At 59.2% G+C, this 18,239-nt stretch carries 12 protein-coding genes; 5 read left to right on the top strand and 7 right to left on the bottom strand.

Annotated features, from left to right (window positions below; translation table 11 throughout):
* The first annotated feature begins 179 nt into the window (after positions 1-179).
* The 3 genes from HU811_RS14655 to HU811_RS14665 all read left to right on the top strand — a co-directional run bounded on the left by HU811_RS14655 (position 180) and on the right by HU811_RS14665 (position 5,096).
* Positions 180-1,325: an efflux RND transporter periplasmic adaptor subunit gene (locus tag HU811_RS14655; protein WP_186656631.1), complete on the top strand. Its 1,146-nt coding sequence runs from the start codon at positions 180-182 to the stop codon at positions 1,323-1,325.
* Between the two features lie 14 nt (positions 1,326-1,339).
* Complete coding sequence (locus HU811_RS14660) at positions 1,340-4,438, top strand: multidrug efflux RND transporter permease subunit (RefSeq protein WP_186656634.1); 3,099 nt, start codon at positions 1,340-1,342, stop codon at positions 4,436-4,438.
* 196 nt (positions 4,439-4,634) lie between these two features.
* Positions 4,635-5,096: a hypothetical protein gene (locus HU811_RS14665; RefSeq protein ID WP_186656635.1), complete on the top strand. Its 462-nt coding sequence runs from the start codon at positions 4,635-4,637 to the stop codon at positions 5,094-5,096.
* Between the two features lie 80 nt (positions 5,097-5,176).
* Here HU811_RS14665 and HU811_RS14670 read toward each other — a convergent pair whose 3' ends face one another.
* From HU811_RS14670 to HU811_RS14690, 5 genes are all read right to left on the bottom strand, one after another.
* Entirely contained in the window at positions 5,177-7,540 is a 2,364-nt protein-coding gene (locus HU811_RS14670; RefSeq protein ID WP_186656636.1) for an autotransporter outer membrane beta-barrel domain-containing protein, read from the bottom strand.
* Between the two features lie 224 nt (positions 7,541-7,764).
* On the bottom strand, positions 7,765-9,786 hold the full coding sequence (locus HU811_RS14675) for a hypothetical protein (RefSeq protein ID WP_186656637.1): 2,022 nt from the start codon (positions 9,784-9,786) through the stop codon (positions 7,765-7,767).
* A 127-nt stretch (positions 9,787-9,913) separates the two neighbouring features.
* Positions 9,914-10,735, bottom strand: coding sequence for a hypothetical protein (locus HU811_RS14680; RefSeq protein WP_186656638.1), 822 nt, complete (start codon positions 10,733-10,735; stop codon positions 9,914-9,916).
* A 200-nt stretch (positions 10,736-10,935) separates the two neighbouring features.
* Positions 10,936-12,123 (bottom strand): pyridoxal phosphate-dependent aminotransferase, encoded by a 1,188-nt coding sequence (locus tag HU811_RS14685; protein WP_186656640.1) that lies wholly within the window; start codon positions 12,121-12,123, stop codon positions 10,936-10,938.
* Between the two features lie 145 nt (positions 12,124-12,268).
* Positions 12,269-13,405 (bottom strand): glycerate kinase, encoded by a 1,137-nt coding sequence (locus HU811_RS14690; RefSeq protein WP_186656642.1) that lies wholly within the window; start codon positions 13,403-13,405, stop codon positions 12,269-12,271.
* A 223-nt stretch (positions 13,406-13,628) separates the two neighbouring features.
* Here HU811_RS14690 and HU811_RS14695 point away from each other — a divergent pair, with 223 nt between their 5' ends.
* Positions 13,629-14,642, top strand: coding sequence for an aldo/keto reductase (locus HU811_RS14695; RefSeq protein ID WP_186656644.1), 1,014 nt, complete (start codon positions 13,629-13,631; stop codon positions 14,640-14,642).
* Positions 14,643-14,847: 205 nt separating this feature from the next.
* Positions 14,848-15,732, top strand: coding sequence for an EamA family transporter RarD (gene rarD / locus HU811_RS14700; RefSeq protein WP_092455299.1), 885 nt, complete (start codon positions 14,848-14,850; stop codon positions 15,730-15,732).
* Between the two features lie 179 nt (positions 15,733-15,911).
* On the opposite strand, the gene hppD is transcribed toward rarD, so the two are convergent.
* Together hppD and HU811_RS14710 are read right to left on the bottom strand one after the other, a co-directional pair.
* Positions 15,912-16,988, bottom strand: coding sequence for a 4-hydroxyphenylpyruvate dioxygenase (gene hppD / locus HU811_RS14705; protein WP_186656646.1), 1,077 nt, complete (start codon positions 16,986-16,988; stop codon positions 15,912-15,914).
* A 249-nt stretch (positions 16,989-17,237) separates the two neighbouring features.
* Positions 17,238-18,182 (bottom strand): DMT family transporter, encoded by a 945-nt coding sequence (locus tag HU811_RS14710; RefSeq protein ID WP_186656648.1) that lies wholly within the window; start codon positions 18,180-18,182, stop codon positions 17,238-17,240.
* Between the last annotated feature and the right edge of the window lie 57 nt (positions 18,183-18,239).

Raw genomic sequence — 18,239 nt, forward strand, 5'->3', positions numbered from 1 at the left:
AGCGAGCCTGCTCGCGATAGCGGTATGACAAACGCAGAAAATCTTAAGCTGCCAAGGATATACGCCCTCGCCCCCTCCCGAGCAAACCCCTTACACAATTTCACACAGCCCCTACAAAGCTTTACCGATCCACCCTTTCACCCCCCGTAGCATGCAACGTTCATTATCGGGGAAGCACCATGCCAAAGAACTCTATTGCCACCCTGGGCCTGCTGCTCGGCGCGTTGCTGCTGAGCGCCTGCGATAGCGCCTCGAGCCCTGAAGACGCGGCGCCGCTGGCCACTGTGGCGATCGAAACCCTCGAAGCCCGCCCACTCTCTATCAGCAGCGAACTGAGCGGCCGCATTGCCGCGCCGCGAATCGCCGAAGTGCGCGCGCGCGTCCCCGGCGTGGTGTTGGAACGGGTCTTTCGCGAAGGCAGCGATGTGAAGAAGGGCGATGTGCTGTTTCGCATCGACCCGGCGCCGTTCAAGGCCGACCTGGACAGCGCCGAAGCGGCGTTGCGCAAAGCCGAGGCCAACGCGTTCCAGGCCCGCCTGCAAGCGCAGCGTTATTCGCAGTTGATCGAAGATAACGCTGTCAGCGGCCAGGACTACGACAATGCCCGCGCCGCCGGCCGCCAGACCGCCGCCGATGTCGCCGCGAACAGGGCTGCCGTGGAACGAGCCAAACTGAACCTGGGCTACGCCACAGTCACCGCGCCAATTGCCGGACGCATCGGCCGGGCGCTGGTGACCGAGGGTGCGCTGGTGGGACAGAACGAAACCACGCCGTTGGCCCTCATCCAACAATTGAACCCGATCCACGCCGACCTCACCCAGTCGACCCGCGAACTCAACGAACTGCGCCGGGCATTGCGCTCCGGCCAGTTGCAGCAGGTCGGCCAGGATCAGGCCAAGGCCACGCTGATCCAGGATGACGGCAGCCTCTACCCGTTGCCGGGCAAGTTGCTGTTTACCGACATCAGCGTCGACCCGGGCACCGGCCAGATCACCCTGCGCAGCGAGTTTCCCAACCCTGACCTTGACCTGCTGCCCGGCAGCTTCGTGCGCGTGCGCCTGGAGCAAGCCGTCGACCGCCAAGGCATCAGCGTGCCGCAACGGGCCATCCAGCGCGACAGCGCCGGCGTTGCCCAGGTACTGCTGCTCGATGCGCAGCAACAGGTCAGCCTGCAACCGGTGGAACTGGGCGCCGTGCAAAACGACCGCTGGATCGTCACCCATGGCCTGAAACCCGGTGATCGCATCGTGGTGCAAGGCCTGCAACATGCGCGTCCCGGCGAAAAAGTCCGGATCGAAGACTCTCCACTTGCCCAGCGCCAGTAAGCAGGACATCGCTCATGCCTCAGTTCTTTATCGACCGCCCGGTGTTCGCCTGGGTGGTCGCGTTGTTCATCCTGTTGGCCGGCGCGCTGGCCATACCCCAACTGCCGGTGGCGCAATACCCCGATGTCGCACCACCGCAGATCGAGATCTACGCGGTATACCCGGGCGCTTCGGCGCAAGCTGTGGATCAAAGCGTGGTCAGCCTGATCGAGGAAGAACTCAACGGCACCGATAACCTGCTGTACTTCGAATCCCAGAGTAGCCTCGGCAGCGCCACCATCACCGCCACGTTCCAGCCCGGGACCAACCCCGAACTGGCCCAGGTGGACGTCCAAAACCGTCTCAAGGCCGTCGAGTCGCGTCTTCCTCAGACGGTCACCCAACAAGGCCTGCAGGTGGACAAGGTCTCGTCCGGCTTCCTGCTGCTGATCACCCTCACCTCCAGTGACGGCAAACTCGACGACGTGGCCCTCAGCGACTACCTGGCGCGTAACGTGATGAACGAGATCAAGCGTTTGGACGGTGTCGGCAAGGCCCAGTTGTATGGCGCCGAACGGGCGATGCGAATCTGGATCGACCCGCAGAAGCTACTGAGCTTCAACCTGACCCCAGCCGACGTCAATGCCGCCATCGTGGCGCAGAACGCCCAGGTCTCGGCGGGCAGCATCGGTGACTTGCCAACCCGTACGACCCAGGAAATCACCGCCACCGTCCTGGTCAAGGGCCAATTGTCGACGCCTGAAGAATTCGCCGACATCGTACTCAAGGCCAACCCTAACGGATCTACCGTGCGAATCGGCGACGTGGCGCGGGTAGAGGTCGGCAGTCAGGAATATCAATTCTCCACCCGCTTGAACGGCAAGCCGTCCACCGCCGTCAGCGTGCAATTGTCACCGGGAGCCAATGCCGTGAGCACGGCAAACCGGGTGCGCCAGAAGATGGACGAACTGGCGCGATACTTCCCGGTCGGCGTGGATTACGAGATCCCGTATGACACGTCGCCCTTCGTCAAAGTCTCCATCACCAAAGTGATCTACACCCTCGGCGAGGCGATGCTGCTGGTGTTCGCCGTAATGTTCCTGTTCTTACAGAACGTGCGCTACACCTTGATTCCCACACTGGTGGTCCCGGTGGCACTGATGGGCACCTTCGCGACGATGTTTGCGCTGGGCTTTTCCATCAACGTGCTGACCATGTTCGGCATGGTGCTAGCCATCGGCATCCTGGTGGACGATGCCATCGTGGTGGTGGAAAACGTCGAGCGAATCATGGCCAGCGAAGGGTTGTCGCCCAAGGAAGCGACGCGCAAGGCGATGCAGCAGATCACCGGGGCCATCATCGGCATCACCCTGGTGTTGGTGGCGGTGTTCATTCCGATGGCGTTCATGCAGGGCTCGGTGGGGGTGATTTACCAACAGTTCTCGCTATCGATGGCGACGTCGATCCTGTTCTCGGCCTTTCTCGCCCTGACCTTGACCCCGGCACTTTGCGCGACCTTGCTCAAACCGGTCGCCAAAGGTGATCACCACGCCAAAAGCGGTTTCTTCGGCTGGTTCAACCGTGGCTTCGAGCGATTCGGCGACCGCTATCAAGGCTGGGTGGCCTATGCACTCAAGCGCACCGGGCGATATATGTTGATCTACGGTGTGCTGCTGGTAGGCATGGGGCTATTGTTCAGTCGCCTGCCCTCCTCGTTCCTGCCGGTGGAAGACCAGGGCTATACCATCACCGATATCCAGCTGCCGCCCGGCGCGAGCAAGAACCGCACGGTGCAGGTGGTCGAGCAGATCGAGGCGCACAACGCCGGCGAGCCGGGGGTGGGCGACAGCACCGTAATCCTCGGTTTCAGTTTCTCCGGCAGCGGGCAGAACGCCGCGCTGGCGTTCACCACCCTCAAGGATTGGTCGCAGCGTGGCCGCGACGATTCGGCCAGTGCCATTGCCGAGCGTGCCAACCAGGCCTTCGGCCAGATCAAGGATGCCGAGGCCTTCGCCGTACTCCCGCCACCGGTGGATGGCCTCGGGACGTCCAGCGGTTTCGAGTTCCGCCTGCAAGACCGCGGCGGCCTCGGCCATGCCACGCTGATGCAGGCTCGCACGGCTTTGCTCGCCGCCGCCGAGAAGAGCCCGGTGCTGATGAACGTGCGCGAAAGCGCCCTGGCCGAAGCGCCGCAGGTGCAACTGGAGGTCGACCGCAAACAGGCCAATGCCTTGGGAGTGTCTTTCGCCGACGTGGGCAACGTGCTCGCCACCGCGGTAGGCTCGGCCTACATCAACGACTTCCCCAACCAGGGGCGGATGCAGCGGGTGGTGGTTCAGGCCGAGGGCGATCAACGCAGCCAGGTGGTCGACCTGCTGAAGATCCATGTGCGCAACGACACTGGAAAAATGGTGCCGCTGTCAGCCTTCGTCCAGGCTCGGTGGACTCAGGGCCCGACGCAATTGACCCGCTACAACGGCTACCCGGCCATCAGCATCTCCGGTGAACCGGCCCCCGGCCACAGCACCGGCGAAGCCATGGCGGAAATCGAACGGCTGGTAGCCCAAGGCCCTGCCGGCCTGGGCCAGGAATGGACCGGGCTGTCGTTGCAGGAGCGCTTGTCCGGCAGCCAGGTGCCGCTATTGCTGGGTCTGTCGTTGCTGGTGGTGTTCCTGTGCCTGGCGGCGCTCTACGAGAGCTGGTCGATCCCCACGTCGGTGCTGCTAGTAGTGCCGCTGGGGGTGCTCGGCGCGGTGTTGGCGGTATCGTTGCGTGGCATGCCCAACGATGTGTTCTTCAAGGTCGGCCTGGTGACCATCATCGGCCTGTCGGCCAAGAATGCGATCCTGATCATTGAGTTTGCCAAACATCTGTACGACGAGGGCCACGACCTGATCGACGCCACCCTCCAGGCCGCGCGTCTGCGCCTGCGGCCGATCATCATGACCTCCCTGGCGTTCATTCTCGGCGTGGTGCCGTTGGCCATCGCCACCGGCGCCAGTTCGGCAAGCCAGCAGGCCATTGGGACCGGGGTGATTGGCGGGATGATCAGCGCGACGTTGGCGGTGGTGTTTGTGCCGGTGTTTTTTGTCGGGGTGATGAGGCTGGTGCGCAAGCGGCATAAAGCCCTCTGACAACACAGGCCCAATGTGAGCGCGCAATGCAGCTCACGTCAGAAACGCAGCTCATCCATAACACAACGCCGCTGTAAACTGTCAAAGCTGACAGTTTACAGCGAGCCGGTATCGCGCTCAGATGGCAGGACCCATAGTCAGATAATGCTCTGCACTGTCGGTACAGCCTTGCGATATTCCAATGGAGACCATGGCCATGAGCGCAGCACAAAAACTGTCAGTCAATAAGGTTCGACAATCCCTCTTCAGCAACGAATTCGCAGCATCCATTGATCAACGTCCTCCGGTGCCTTTCAGAGCGTCTTTTTCCCGGGTGAGCTACCCCCAGTTCGGTGACTACCTGACCATAACGGCGACGCTTCGAGACCCAGTCGACAACCACATCAAGACCATCAGGATCATTTTCCTCGAAGACCCCGTCGATAGCACCCCACAACGCGCCAAGAACGTGAGGATCTCCTACGGCGATACCGCAGAGAACCCGCCTTCAGAGTATTCGACACTTGAACCTTTGACGGCCCTGAATTTTGATCCGCAAACCCTTTCCATCAGTGGCACCATCGATGCCCGTGTAGAAGACGGGTTGGAAAGTCCGAAAGCCCATGAGCTGATGATGAGTTTCAACCTGGTTGCAGAACCAGGGTCCCGACGCACTTGAGCCAACAAGCGCCGCAAAAAAAGCTCCGGAGTCTTTCGATCCGGAGCTTTTTTAACGACTAAGCGCGTAGCGGCGCATTGTCAGAAGTTGAAACTAAGACCCGCGCTGACGTTGTAATCCTGCTTGACGGTCTTGCTTTGGCTTGAGCCGGCCTCGGCGAAAACCTGCAGACCGTGGGGCAGTGCCCAATTGACTCCACCCGCCAGTTCCAGACTGGTGGCGGAGCTGTCGTTGTTGAACGAGCTGTCGTTGACGCCCACTTCGTTGCGTTTGATCAGCTCCTGGCCGATGGCAACGCGCACTCGCGGCTGCAACTTATGACCATTACCCAAGTCGATCTCGCTGCCCAGGTAAGCACCGCCCTTGACGACCAGCGACCGGGTCAGTTCGCTGTCGACTTCAAGGCCGTTATCGAGCTTGTAATGTTCTCCAGAGACCACCGCGGCTGCGACCTGGGCAAACGGCCCCCAGAAGAACCCGCTGCCCAATTGGTCTTGCAGGCCCACCTCCAGCGAACCGCTCAAACCGTAGGTGTCATAAGACCCCTTGGTTTTCACGCCATCGCTCATGCTGACGTCCAGGCGGTTGTCGAATCGATTGATCTTGGTGACCGCGTCGACATAGAAGCCCGATTGAGGATCGAATTTCGTCAAATAGGCCCCCACGGAATAGCTGTCCACCGAACCCGAACTGCCGTGCTTGAGATCCAGGTTCGAGCGACTGTACCCGACCATGCCGCCGACCAGCCAATCGCTGTCGCCCAGCGCTGCGTCGGCGCCGATCACCAGCCCCTGCTGGGTCTGGCTGTAACCACCGGCGTAGGCATTCTGCACGCTGTAGCGATTATTGTAGGTACGCGTCCACAGGCCAGGCTTGGCCCCCGTCAGGCGTCGATCACCCATACGCGAATTCAGCAGCGTGCTTTCGGCATAAATAATGGTCGGCGCGGTATTGGCGATCGCCATCACCGAACGGGTGCTGGTGCTCGGCCCGTCGTCAGGACGCAGATACCAGCCGTTGCCTTCCTGGACCAGCTTGTAAGTCAGGGCGCCCACATCGACAACGCCAGTGTTCAGTGCCAGTTGGGCATCACCCGCGCCGAATTCAGCAATGTGAATCAAGTCACCGCTCGACCGGTTCCCCGTGGCACTGACTGACACGACATGCTCACCCGATGCGCTTTGGGCATTGAGAAAATCCGTTTCGCCGGTGGCAAAGTCGGTGTACAGGTTGAAAGAACCCGTGCCCGAGAGTTCGCGCACATTCAGCGTGTAGAACGTTGACCCCGGCGCAAAATCCACCCTGCCACCGTCCAGCGACAGATTGTTCACGGTATTGTCGCCGGTCAGGGTCCAGGTTGACTGGTTCCTGATCGCAAGATCGGCAGTGCCCTCCACGCCTCCGGTGAATACCGAGTTATTGTCCATCACCACCTGAGTGGTATGCCCGTCATCGCCTTTGATGGTACCGGTAAACGCACTCTCGTTATTCAGACTGAATTGGGCAACGTTGTGCAGATCGCCGGTCAGTGCGGCCCGGTTGTTGAGTGCAGTGGTCACATTGCTGCCGGCCTCGACCACCACATTGCCCTGCAACACGCTATTGTCGACGCTGAAGTCGACATTCGTTCCATCCGTCACTTCCAGGATCGTGCCATTGCCACCGATGAGCGTCGAACCGTTCGATACCTCAACCACGAACGCTCCCAAAGGGATGGCGCCCACATTCGCCAGAATCGCCGAACCCGTCTTGCCTTCGACGCTTGAGTTGTTCAGCACCAGTTTGCTGATCTGTTCGTCGGTACGGTCTAACTCAAACGTCACACCATTAAGCCCGCCGATGATTCTGGATTGATTATTGAGCGTCGCCTGCCCTCCTGCGATCCGTAAACCGAAGCTGGAACTGCCGGTGCCTTCAATGGTGCTGTTATTCAAGTTCAGGGTGCTATAGGAGGTGGCCACGGCGCCCCCCAAGACGCCGCTGACAGTGCTGTCCTGCAGGGTAACGTTGGAGCCGGTCGAGGTGTCGGTATCGCGCACCGCTTGAAGCCCGTAATCGAGCCCGGATATCGTGCTGCCAGTGATGTCGGCGTCACTGTTGACCAGCGAAACCGTAACGTCCCCGCTGGCCCCGGTCACCGTGGCACCGGTCAGGTTCACGGCCGCCCCGTTCGATGCACTGATCTGCTGGGTCGTACCGGTGTTGACATTCAAGACGCCGGCCTGGACGTCGATGTCCAGCGTTTCGGCGCCATTGACGTTAAGCGTCGCATCCGGTGCGATCAGCCAGCTCTCAACGGTTGGCGAAGGCGAGATGGTTTCCGTCTCCCCCGGGTTCAGGTCACGCGCTTGTGCATAAGGGATGACAAAAGCAAGTGCCAGGACCGATGGATATTGCCATCTGCCGCAATGAACTTTCGATAGAGAAAACTGAGCTGATTGCATATGAACTACCCTAATAACGATATTTGGAACTGGTTGGCTCGCTGACCTTTACCCGATCACATTCGAGAAGAGGCGCCAGACTACTGAGAAAGCCCAAAATTCAATGTAGGATTATTCTGAAAACAACTCAGACAACTCCGTTGCACAAGCAATATAATTCGTATCCCTTCACAAAGACTCAACAGGACACTGCTGTGAAGGGAAAGATCAAGCTGGACCTCTACTCACGCCTGTTGTTCGCAATACTCAATATATGCATTGATAAGATTGACCACGACTTCAAATTCGTCAGAGGGATAATCTGTTCCAGCGATCTCCACCGTGTACCAGATTTTCCAATAACCCACATAGGGGCCTGACCCTATCGGAGTAGGAGGAGGCTCAGGAACATTACGGATAAAAGGATCATAAGGTTCAATGTTCATGGTAAACCCGTCCGCTGGCTCTGTGCCGATAATCGTGTGCGGTGTAGTTGAGGTAAAATCGGTGCCTGGTGCTAGCTGGGTGTAGGCCGCGTCCCTGTAGCCTTGCGCATGCAGGGTCACTTCCCGACCCAGTTGCAGGTGCACAGGGTCTCCCTCGATATTGACCACCGCGCTCCAATTGGGTCCCTTAAGGTCGTCGCACAGCAGCAGGCCCGGATTTTCCGTGGTTATTGACGGAGCTTTCATGTCAACGACCAATGCGTTGTTTGTCACTGTTTGGATGAGTGACGGATTTTCATTGACGCCGCCAATGTCCGACACGAAATACTGAAGGGGTTTATCACCGAGGCCGGCGGTTTCAATGACATTCCAAGGCAGGGGAATGGTTGCGACTGTTTGGTTATCCCTTAAAAAAGCGAGATCACTAAGTCTCACACCGGCGTACTCAGCTGCAATTTGCTGCCCCTGCTTCACTGGCTTATCAACATCCGTCCACAGGTTAATCGTGATGGTCTGCTCCACATTATGGTCTTCAATCTCAATAATGTTGGGCACTGTGGTACTTGTAACATTTGGCGCAGTCAATTGATCATTGGGTAGGCCCGGGTCCGTCGGATCAGTAGGACCAGGTGCATAGAGATTCGAAAAAATATCGACAGATGAGTCGTCTACTTCATCGGGTCCGCGCAGCAAAGTGGCTTTCACATTGACGGGAACTTCGCCCTCGGTGGTCGGGCCGCCTGTATAATAATCATCGAAAATAGTGTCGAACGGCACGGGAAACACTAACTTGGTCGCGGTACCAAACTCCAAGGTATCTACAAGCGCACCATTCCACTCAAGTTTAATCTCATCGGTATCCTCTACATGGTCAACTCTTTCCACCTCGACGGTAACACCACCGACCTCTGCACAATCTTTCAAATCGATAAGACGATCGGTCTGGCTACTCGCCAAAGGAACAATCGGATCTTCGAGCACGGGCGCCGGTGCAAAGGCGATCCTCACGCCTTGGGCGACTGACAAAGCACTTTTATTCCCGACCGCATCGACATGCTGGTAGAAAAAATAGGCTGTTCCCGGTGGCAAACTGCGTAAAATCGTCCCGCTTACATTAATGATGCTACTTTGCGGCAATGCGTAGGGTGGTGGATTAAGCGGCTCATCGGGATTAACTTCCTCATAGCTCTTGCTCAGATACAAATAGCACTTATCACCCACCGCCCAGTGGTCAACTCCCACCGTCACCTCCATGAGACCGCCAGGCAGGCTATTGACGTAGGCGTCATTGATGATATCGGTGGCGGGAATGGCCGGGTTGGCAACAGGTAACGGCGGCCGGTTCTTGGTTCCGCCGGGAGTCGGTTGGTAATGGGCCCGTCTATCGATTTCAAGCTCTTTGTTATTTGATTTCCAGGGGTTCCCGAGGGGAGGCGCCGCACGGTACTGAACCAACCAAACGGAGGGTGTTCCGGCGGGGTTGTAGTCAGTCAACTCTTCGGTCGCGATACCCGCCTCAAATTTAGGAGGACGATTAGCGATCAGACCAGCAGGAAATCTATCCACCTCTTTCCAGACTGGGGTGGCTGCCTGTTGCGCGATGTGAACAGTGACGACATCATCTTCGTGTTCGTTTGTCCAACGCGGAAGCATAGCTTTCAGTTTGGTGCCAGGCAGAAGCTTATCAACATACACACGGTTGTCGGTATCACTGATGGTGTCAGGAAATTCTGGAGGAGGGCCTGCCAAGGGGCCTGTTGCTGCGCGGACACTGCGCACCCGCTCCCGGTCGATTTTCGCTACTTCCTGTTTCGCGTTCATTTGATATTCTCCACGATAAAGTCGAAATCCAAAATCACTGCATATAAACAAACGGCTTATGGGAAGCCCACTGCAAACATTTCTTAGCTGGCTAAAAGTAGCCGACCATCCAATAAGTTACGGTTGATCACGGCCCGCACGGTTCAGCCGTACCGGGCAGATACCGATCAACTTTTACCCAGCGCAACTCGGATTCGCCAATAAAACCTCCTGGTCTTCTGCGTATCTTGTACTGAGCACTCCCACAGCCAAACAACAAGGGTTCGATATACGTGGCAAAAGGAATGGGCGGCATTATGAACCCTTGCGGATCCTCCGCTTCCGCCCTGCTTAATTGATGAGTAAAGACTCCTTCGGTGCCGTCTATGTAATTTTGAGGGGCCGGGGTCAAGGACGTGTAGGCACGCCAGGTGAGAACACATTCATCCCCTTCTCGGAATCCTTGATACGGAATTCTTATAAAGACCCCATCCCAAATTGGCGGCAACGTGCCGCAATTCAGATAATTCATAGGCGTGGTATACAGAAAAGACACCCCCAGCAGTTCGGGCAATGGAACAACACTGTGATCGATATAAAGAATCGTATCATTAGTTGTAAATCCGTTACCGGGAGGCGCTATCGGTATCACTTTGTAAGACAGATAGGCCACCCCATCTCCGGCCCACAAAGAAGCGGGTAACGGGATGACAAATTCGGTTTCCATGATCGGGCCTTGCTTGTTTTGATCGTAGACCGTGTCGGTAGTAGTGCCGCGTCGCCAATAAACAAGCAATCGGTCTACTTTGCCGGGACTGTCCGCATAGATAGGCCATCTTGGAATGCGCGTTTGTCCTCCATTCAACAAAATACTGGCCGGCACTTGTCCACTGGGTGGCACGTCATCTACTGGCGGTCCAGGGGCTGCCAGAGTGTCTGGCCCGCTGCTCTCATCACCAGAGGTAGACATGCCACCCTCCTGCTTATTCGATCCGGAAAAACACCCACTGCGTTGAATAAAGTAGATACGCGATCGTCGACCTTGCCTACTGTCAGAACTGACAGGTCAATCGACCGTTTATCGGTTTAGTTTCGGAATTTAAATAAGTTGAAGAGGCCCAGGCACTGTATGGAAGTGCCTGCGCCCTGCTGCTTAATGATGAGTCGCTGTCAGGTATGACGCCGCCCCAATACATGCGCGGCGCACGCAGTAATCCGCTGACAGGCATCGGCCAGTTGCAACTGATCGACCACCAACCCGATGCGGATATGTCCCGCTGCACTCGGCCCGAATGCCTCACCGGCCAGCACCGACACGCCATACCCGTCCAGCAGGCGCTCGGCAAATGCCTGGGCACCGAGGCCCGTCTGGCGCACATCGACCATCACGAACATGCCACCGTCGGGCCGCACCGGCTTGAGGCCTGGGCAGTCATCGAGCATGGCGCACACCAGGTCCCGACGCTGGCGATACTCCTCGTGCATCTGCGCCACCTCAGGCAAATCCTGCTCCAGCGCCACCTGGGCGGCGCGCTGCACGAAGTCCGGCAAGCCGAACAGCATGCACAGCGACAGGTTCGCCAGGTGTTCAGCCAGGGATTCGGGGCCGATGACCCAGCCGATGCGCCAACCGGTCATGGCGTGGGACTTGGACAGGCTGTTGATGGTGGCGGTGCGCTCGGCCATGCCCGGTAGGCTGGCCGGGCTGATGTGTTCGCCTTCGTACAGCAAGTCGCTGTAGACCTCGTCGCTGATGAGCCATAGGTCATGCTCGATGCACAATTGCGCCAGTGCTTGCCAGGTGGCCAGCGGCAAGCTGGCGCCGGACGGGTTGTTCGGGCTGTTGAGCAACATCGCCCGGGTGCGCGGGCTGATCAGGTGGGCGACGTCGGCCGGATCGACCCGAAACCCGTTTTCCAGGCGCACCGCCACCGGCACCACTGTCGCCCCGCAGGCACCGAACACCGCTTCGTAGGTGACATACATCGGTTCGGCGATGATCACTTCATCACCGGGGTTGAGCAGGCATTGCGCGACCGCGTACACCCCGCATTGCGCCCCCGGCAACACGGTAACCTGGTCGGCGCCCACCGGCTGACCGCAACGCTCGCGATGACGCCGGGCAATACTGGCGCGCAAGCTGTGCAAGCCACGCACATCTGAATAATGGGTTTCTCCGGCCCGCAGGCTGGTCACCGCAGCATCGACGATAGCGCGTGGCGTGTCGAAATCCGGATCGCCCACTGATAACAGCAATACATCCATGCCCTGCTCGCGCATAGCCAGCGCCCGGTCGTGGATCTGCCACGCGGTGGCGCCGTCGCCGGTGATGCGGCGGGTCAAGTCTGAAAAGCGCATGTACCACTCCTGTTTTGCGCGAAGTCCAGCCTCAACCCTATCTCAAATTCAACTCCGTGGGAGCAAAGCTTGCTCGCGACGCTGGCGACTCGATTCCTGGAGGACCGCAGCGCTTGTATCGCGGGCAAGCCTTGCTCCCACAGGTCTATCGGGCGGCCACTCGCCAAAGCCGGGCGATGTCCCGCGCCCGTTCGCTCAACAGGCGTGGCGCATCGGCACAGGCCTCTTGCAGGGTCATCGGCCCGCTGACCAGGGCAAACGCGGCGTCGATGCCATGCTCATACAGCGCCTGATAATCCTGCCCCAGCGTGCCGGCGATGACCACGACCGGTACGCCGTGTTGGCGGGCGATGCGAGCCACGCCAAAGGGTGTTTTGCCGCGCAGGGTCTGGGCGTCGAAACGGCCTTCGCCGGTGATCACCAGGTCAGCGCCGTTGATTGCATCGGCCAGCCCGGTCAACCCGGCGACGACGTCAACGCCGGTGCGAAACTGCGCGCCCAGGAACGCCTTGGCGGCGAACCCCAGCCCCCCGGCGGCGCCACTGCCCGATTCGTCGCGAACATCTTTGTTCAACGCCTGGGCACAGTGTTCAGCGAAATGCCCCAAAGCCTGGTCCAGTTGCTGTACCTGCTCAGGGGATGCGCCTTTCTGCGGACCAAAAATTGCTGAAGCGCCGTGAGGACCGCACAACGGGTTATCGACATCAGCCGCGATCTCGAAACTGACCCGGGCCAGGCGCGGGTCCATCTCGCTCAAGTCGATACGCGCCAGTTTCGCCAGGGCCAGACCACCGGGCGCAAGGGGTTGCCCGTTTTCATCCAGCAACCCCACGCCCAAGGCTTGCATCGCCCCTGCACCGCCGTCGTTGGTGGCACTGCCGCCGATTGCCAGGATCACCCGTCCGGCGCCTTCGTCCAGGGCGGCACGAATCAGCTCGCCGGTGCCGTAGGTGCTGCTGGAACAGGCGTCACGTTGCCCAGGAGGTACCAGCTGCAAGCCGCTGGCCTCAGCCATTTCAATAATCGCGGTGCGGCTGTCGGGCAACCAGCCCCAACGCGCTTCGACGCTGGCCCCCAGCGGGCCTCTCACCCAACTGCGCCGCCACTGCCCGTTGCAGGCCGCCAGCACCGACTCCACCGTACCCTCCCCGCCATCGGCCATCGGGCACTTGATCAACTGTGCATCCGGCCAGACCTGGGCCAAGCCTTGGGCGACAGCATCCGCCACGCCCTGGGCGCTCAGGCTGTCCTTGAACGAGTCGGGGGCGATGACTATTTTCATATTATTCTCCGGTTGGGTGGGGACTGTGTTGAGGCTCATGGCTCATCGCGAGCAAGCTCCCACATTGGATCTGCTGCGAACATAGATTTTGCGCTCACCAAAAATCAACTGTGGGAGCAAGCCCCCTCCCACAGGTGATTTGGGGTGTTTGATAAATCTGTTTGCTCCGCACGCCTTATCTGGGGTTTGATTGGACCTTTCCCATCGATAAAAGGACCTTGTCATGAGCTACCGCACGCTAGGCCATTCTGGGTTGCACGTTTCGACATTGACCCTGGGCACGATGATGTTCGGCGAACAAACCAGCACCGAGGATTCGCTGCGGATCATCGACAAGGCCTGGGACCAGGGTATCAATTTCATCGACACTGCGGACGTCTACACCAACGGTCGTTCCGAAGAGATCGTCGGCGAGGCGATTGCCCGTCACCGTCATGAATGGGTGCTGGCCACCAAGGTCGGCTTCGGCCCGCCGGATGGCGTGCCCAACCGCAGCGGCCTGAGCCGCAAGCACATTTTCAATGGCATTGAGGCGAGCCTGACGCGCCTGGGCACCGATTACCTGGACATCTATTACCTGCACCGCGAAGATCACAATACCCCGCTCGAGGTCACGGTGTCGGCCATCGGTGATTTGATTCGCCAAGGCAAGATCCGCTACTGGGGCCTGTCGAACTACCGTGGCTGGCGCATCGCCGAGGTGATCCGGATCGCCGACCGCCTGGGCATCGACCGGCCGGTGATCAGCCAACCACTGTACAACATCGTCAATCGCCAGGCCGAAACCGAGCAGATCACCGCCGCGCAGAACTACGGCCTCGGCGTGGTGCCTTTCAGCCCCCTCGCCCGCGGGGTGCTCAGTGGCAAGTACGCACCGGACGTGGCACCGGACGCCAACAGTCGCGCCGGTCGCCAGGACAAACGCATCCTGGAAACCGAATGGCGGGTCGAATCCCTGCGCATCGCTCAACAGATCCAGCAATACACCCAGGAACGCGGCGTGGGCATGGTCGAGTTCGCCATTGCCTGGGTGCTGAACAACCGCGCTGTCACCTCGGCCATCGTCGGGCCGCGCACCGAGGAACAATGGGATGGCTACACCAAGGCGCAGTCGGTGACGATCACCGCCGAAGATGAAGCCTTCATCGATTCGCTGGTGACACCGGGGCATGCCTCGACACCCGGGTTCAATGACGTGGGGCATTTCGTACCGGGGCGTGTGGCGCGCACGTCATAATCACGTTTTCTCCAGCCAAATATCCTTGTGGCGAGGGGATTTACCTGTGGGAGCATGGCTTGCCCGCGATGGCCGCGCTGCGGTTTAACAACTGAAGCGCGTTATCGTTCATCGCGGGCAAGCCTTGCTCCCACAGGCCATGCACCATAGATAGATTTTCCAGCCACAGATCCGGTTGTGGCTGATAGCCCTCAAGAGAATCACCGTGTCCAAAGGCATCGCTCTATCGGTCTCGGCCTCTGTGCTGTTCGCCGTCATGTATTACTACACCTCCCTGCTCTCGCCACTGACCGGCGTGGAGATCTTCGGTTGGCGCATGCTGCTGACGATGCCCTGCATGACAGTGTTCATGCTGGTGGCCAAGGAGTGGAACCTGGTGACGGCGCTCGGCCGGCGTCTGCTCGCCGCGCCGCGGCTGTTGATCGGTGCCATGGCGTCTTCGGCGTTGATGGGGGCGCAGTTGTGGCTGTTCATGTGGGCGCCCCTCAACGGCTACAGCCTGGACGTGTCGCTGGGGTATTTTTTGTTGCCGCTGTCGATGGTTCTGACCGGGCGCCTCGTCTATGGCGAGCGCCTGTCCTACCTGCAGAAAATCGCCGTATTCTTCGCCACCCTCGGCGTGGTCAACGAGCTCTACCAGGTGGGTGGTTTTTCCTGGGCGACCTTGCTGGTGGTGGTGGGCTATCCGATCTACTTCATTCTGCGCAAACGCCTGGGGACCGACAACCTGGGCGGGTTGTGGCTGGACATGACCCTGATGCTGCCGCTGGCGCTCTGGTTCGTGCAAAGCGGGGAGCAGGGTTTCGCTGTTTTCGACCAGTACCCGTGGCTGTCGCTGCTGATCCCGTTGCTCGGGGTGATCAGTGCTTCGGCACTGGTGGCCTACATCGTTGCCAGCCGGTTGCTGCCATTCAGCCTGTTCGGACTGTTGAGCTATGTCGAGCCGGTATTGCTGCTGGGCGTTGCGCTGCTGCTGGGAGAAAGCATCCAGGCCAGTGAGTGGCTGACCTACATTCCCATCTGGATGGCCGTGGCGGTGCTGGTATTCGAAGGGTTCAAACACCTGATGCGCCAGCGCCGCCGAGCTTAAGGCTTATCCAGCCCCCCTTGTGGGAGCGGGCTTGCTCGCGAAGGCGTCGTGTCAGGCGCCACTGATATTGACTGATACTGCGCTTTCGCGAGCAAGCCCACTCCCACAAGGGGTTTTGCATCGGCAATAAAAAGCCCGCCGGGCATCACTGCCAGGCGGGCTTTTTTTGCGCTCAGGTATTACTCGGTAGCCAGCACACCACGCCGCACCTGGTCACGCTCGATGGACTCGAACAACGCCTTGAAGTTGCCTTCGCCGAAGCCATCGTCGCCTTTGCGCTGGATGAATTCGAAGAACACCGGCCCCATCAGGGTTTCCGAGAAAATCTGCAACAGCAGACGCTTGTCGCCCTGTTCCGAAGCGCCGTCCAGCAAAATGCCCCGCGCTTGCAGTTCCTCCACCGGCTCGCCGTGGTTCGGCAGGCGACCTTCGAGCATTTCGTAGTAGGTGTCCGGCGGCGCGGTCATGAAGCGCATGCCGATGCTTTTGAGCTGGTCCCAGGTCTTGATCAGGTCGTCGGTCAGGAAGGCCACGTGCTGGATGCCTTCACCGTTGAACTGCATCAGAAACTCTTCGATCTGCCCGGCGCCCTTGGACGATTCCTCGTTCAGCGGGATGCGGATCATGCCGTCCGGGGCGGTCATGGCCTTGGAGGTCAGGCCGGTGTATTCGCCCTTGATGTCGAAGTAACGAATCTCACGGAAATTGAACAGCTTCTCGTAGAAACCCGCCCAATAGGCCATGCGCCCGCGATACACGTTGTGGGTCAGGTGGTCGATGATTTTCAGCCCCGCGCCCACTGGGTTACGGTCAACGCCTTCGAGGAACACGAAGTCGATGTCATAGATGGAGCTGCCTTCGCCAAAACGGTCGATCAGGTACAGCGGCGCGCCGCCGATGCCTTTGATTGCCGGGAGGTTCAGCTCCATCGGGCCGGTTTCGATGTGAATCGGCTGGGCGCCGAGTTCCAAGGCACGTTTGTAGGCCTGTTGCGAATCCTTGACGCGGAAAGCCATGCCGCACACCGACGGGCCGTGTTCGGCGGCGAAGTATGAGGCCACGCTGTGGGGTTCGTTGTTGAGGATCAGGTTGATCGCGCCCTGACGATACAGATGCACGTCCTTGGAGCGGTGGCTGGCCACTTTGGTGAAGCCCATGATCTCGAAGATCGGCTCCAGGGTGTTGGGGGTCGGGGATGCGAATTCGATGAATTCAAAGCCCATCAGGCCCATCGGGTTTTCGTATAGATCTGCCATGTTGGCGCCTCATCATGCTTATCAATTAACGGAGCGTTAGTTGCCGGCCATGCTGAGGGCACGCGGTGGCGCGCAGGAAATGCCGCGAACGGTGCGGGCGAGAAAATCGCCGTAGATCAGTTGAAACCCGAATATCTTCATTGTCGACCCAAGGCTCTTGCGGGCGAGGCTTCTGCTGCCAGAAGACGTTTATTCTTGTATGCGTAAATCGATTCTACACAGCGTAACCATATTTGTCCGCCTTCGGTATCAAATCGTCTTTTGCGGCGAGCGTGCAAGGGCTTTGTTGCACAGGAAAATCCCGGTCAGGATCAGCCCCGCCCCTGCCCCCATCAAGACGGTGAGCCGCTCGTCCAACAGCAGCGCACCGAACAACACTGCGGTCAACGGGTTGAGTGCGATGAACACGCCAGAACGGGTCGCGCCAATCCGACGGATGCCGTCATACCAGGCGATATAGGCCAACGCCGATCCCAGCACACCGAGGTACAGCAGGCTCAACCATTGCCCGACGTCCAACCCGCGCAACGCTTCAACGCGAACTTCGCCTGCGACCGCGCAAGCTAGCCACAACATCAAGGTCCCCAGCAGAATCGACCAGGTCACGGTTTGCAAAGGTCCGAGGCTTTCATTCAGGTTTTTGGAAAACAAGGAATAAATGCCCCAGCCCAGCACACAACCGAAAATCAGCAGGTCGCCCATCCAGCCCTGCCCTGCACTCTGCAGCAAAGAGGGATCGCGACTGACGATCACCAACCCCGCCCCGCCGATACACAGCACGATGCCTGCAACTTTCGCCCGGCTCAGCCGTTCCTTGAACAGCCACCAGGACGCCAGCCCGATCACCGCCGGATTCAAGGCCACGATCAACGAGGCCCGCGACGCATTGATGTACTGCAAACCGTAGAAGAAACACAGGTTGTAGAAAAAGATCCCGAAGAACCCCAGCGCCGCCAATTGCAGCCCTTGTTTCAGGCTCGGCCTGGCCAGCGGAATCCCGGCCAGGCCGAGAAACAGCAACAGCGCGAGACTGGCCAGCAGAAACCGCAGGCTGGCGGCAAGCAGCGGTGCTAGGGCATCGGAAAGGATCCTGCCGGCGACGAAGGTGCCGCCCCAGATCATGGTGACCATGGCGAGCTTCAAGTAGACCGGCAGGTCCGACGGGGTTGGGACGGTTTGTTCGAGGGTTTTCATGGTTTCACCACATTGAAATAAAACGCCACCCGTGGCGAGGGAGCTTGCTCCCGCTGG

This window comes from Pseudomonas tehranensis (genome assembly GCF_014268615.1).
Lineage (GTDB): Bacteria > Pseudomonadota > Gammaproteobacteria > Pseudomonadales > Pseudomonadaceae > Aquipseudomonas > Aquipseudomonas tehranensis.

Bases quoted from the DNA above. Each gene is read 5' to 3' on its own strand.
- HU811_RS14655 (WP_186656631.1), top strand. From the start codon at position 180: ATGCCAAAGAACTCTATTGCCACCCTGGGCCTGCTGCTCGGCGCGTTG.
- HU811_RS14660 (WP_186656634.1), top strand. From the start codon at position 1,340: ATGCCTCAGTTCTTTATCGACCGCCCGGTGTTCGCCTGGGTGGTCGCG.
- HU811_RS14665 (WP_186656635.1), top strand. From the start codon at position 4,635: ATGAGCGCAGCACAAAAACTGTCAGTCAATAAGGTTCGACAATCCCTC.
- HU811_RS14670 (WP_186656636.1), bottom strand. From the start codon at position 7,540: ATGCAATCAGCTCAGTTTTCTCTATCGAAAGTTCATTGCGGCAGATGG.
- HU811_RS14675 (WP_186656637.1), bottom strand. From the start codon at position 9,786: ATGAACGCGAAACAGGAAGTAGCGAAAATCGACCGGGAGCGGGTGCGC.
- HU811_RS14680 (WP_186656638.1), bottom strand. From the start codon at position 10,735: ATGTCTACCTCTGGTGATGAGAGCAGCGGGCCAGACACTCTGGCAGCC.
- HU811_RS14685 (WP_186656640.1), bottom strand. From the start codon at position 12,123: ATGCGCTTTTCAGACTTGACCCGCCGCATCACCGGCGACGGCGCCACC.
- HU811_RS14690 (WP_186656642.1), bottom strand. From the start codon at position 13,405: ATGAAAATAGTCATCGCCCCCGACTCGTTCAAGGACAGCCTGAGCGCC.
- HU811_RS14695 (WP_186656644.1), top strand. From the start codon at position 13,629: ATGAGCTACCGCACGCTAGGCCATTCTGGGTTGCACGTTTCGACATTG.
- hppD (WP_186656646.1), bottom strand. From the start codon at position 16,988: ATGGCAGATCTATACGAAAACCCGATGGGCCTGATGGGCTTTGAATTC.
- HU811_RS14710 (WP_186656648.1), bottom strand. From the start codon at position 18,182: ATGAAAACCCTCGAACAAACCGTCCCAACCCCGTCGGACCTGCCGGTC.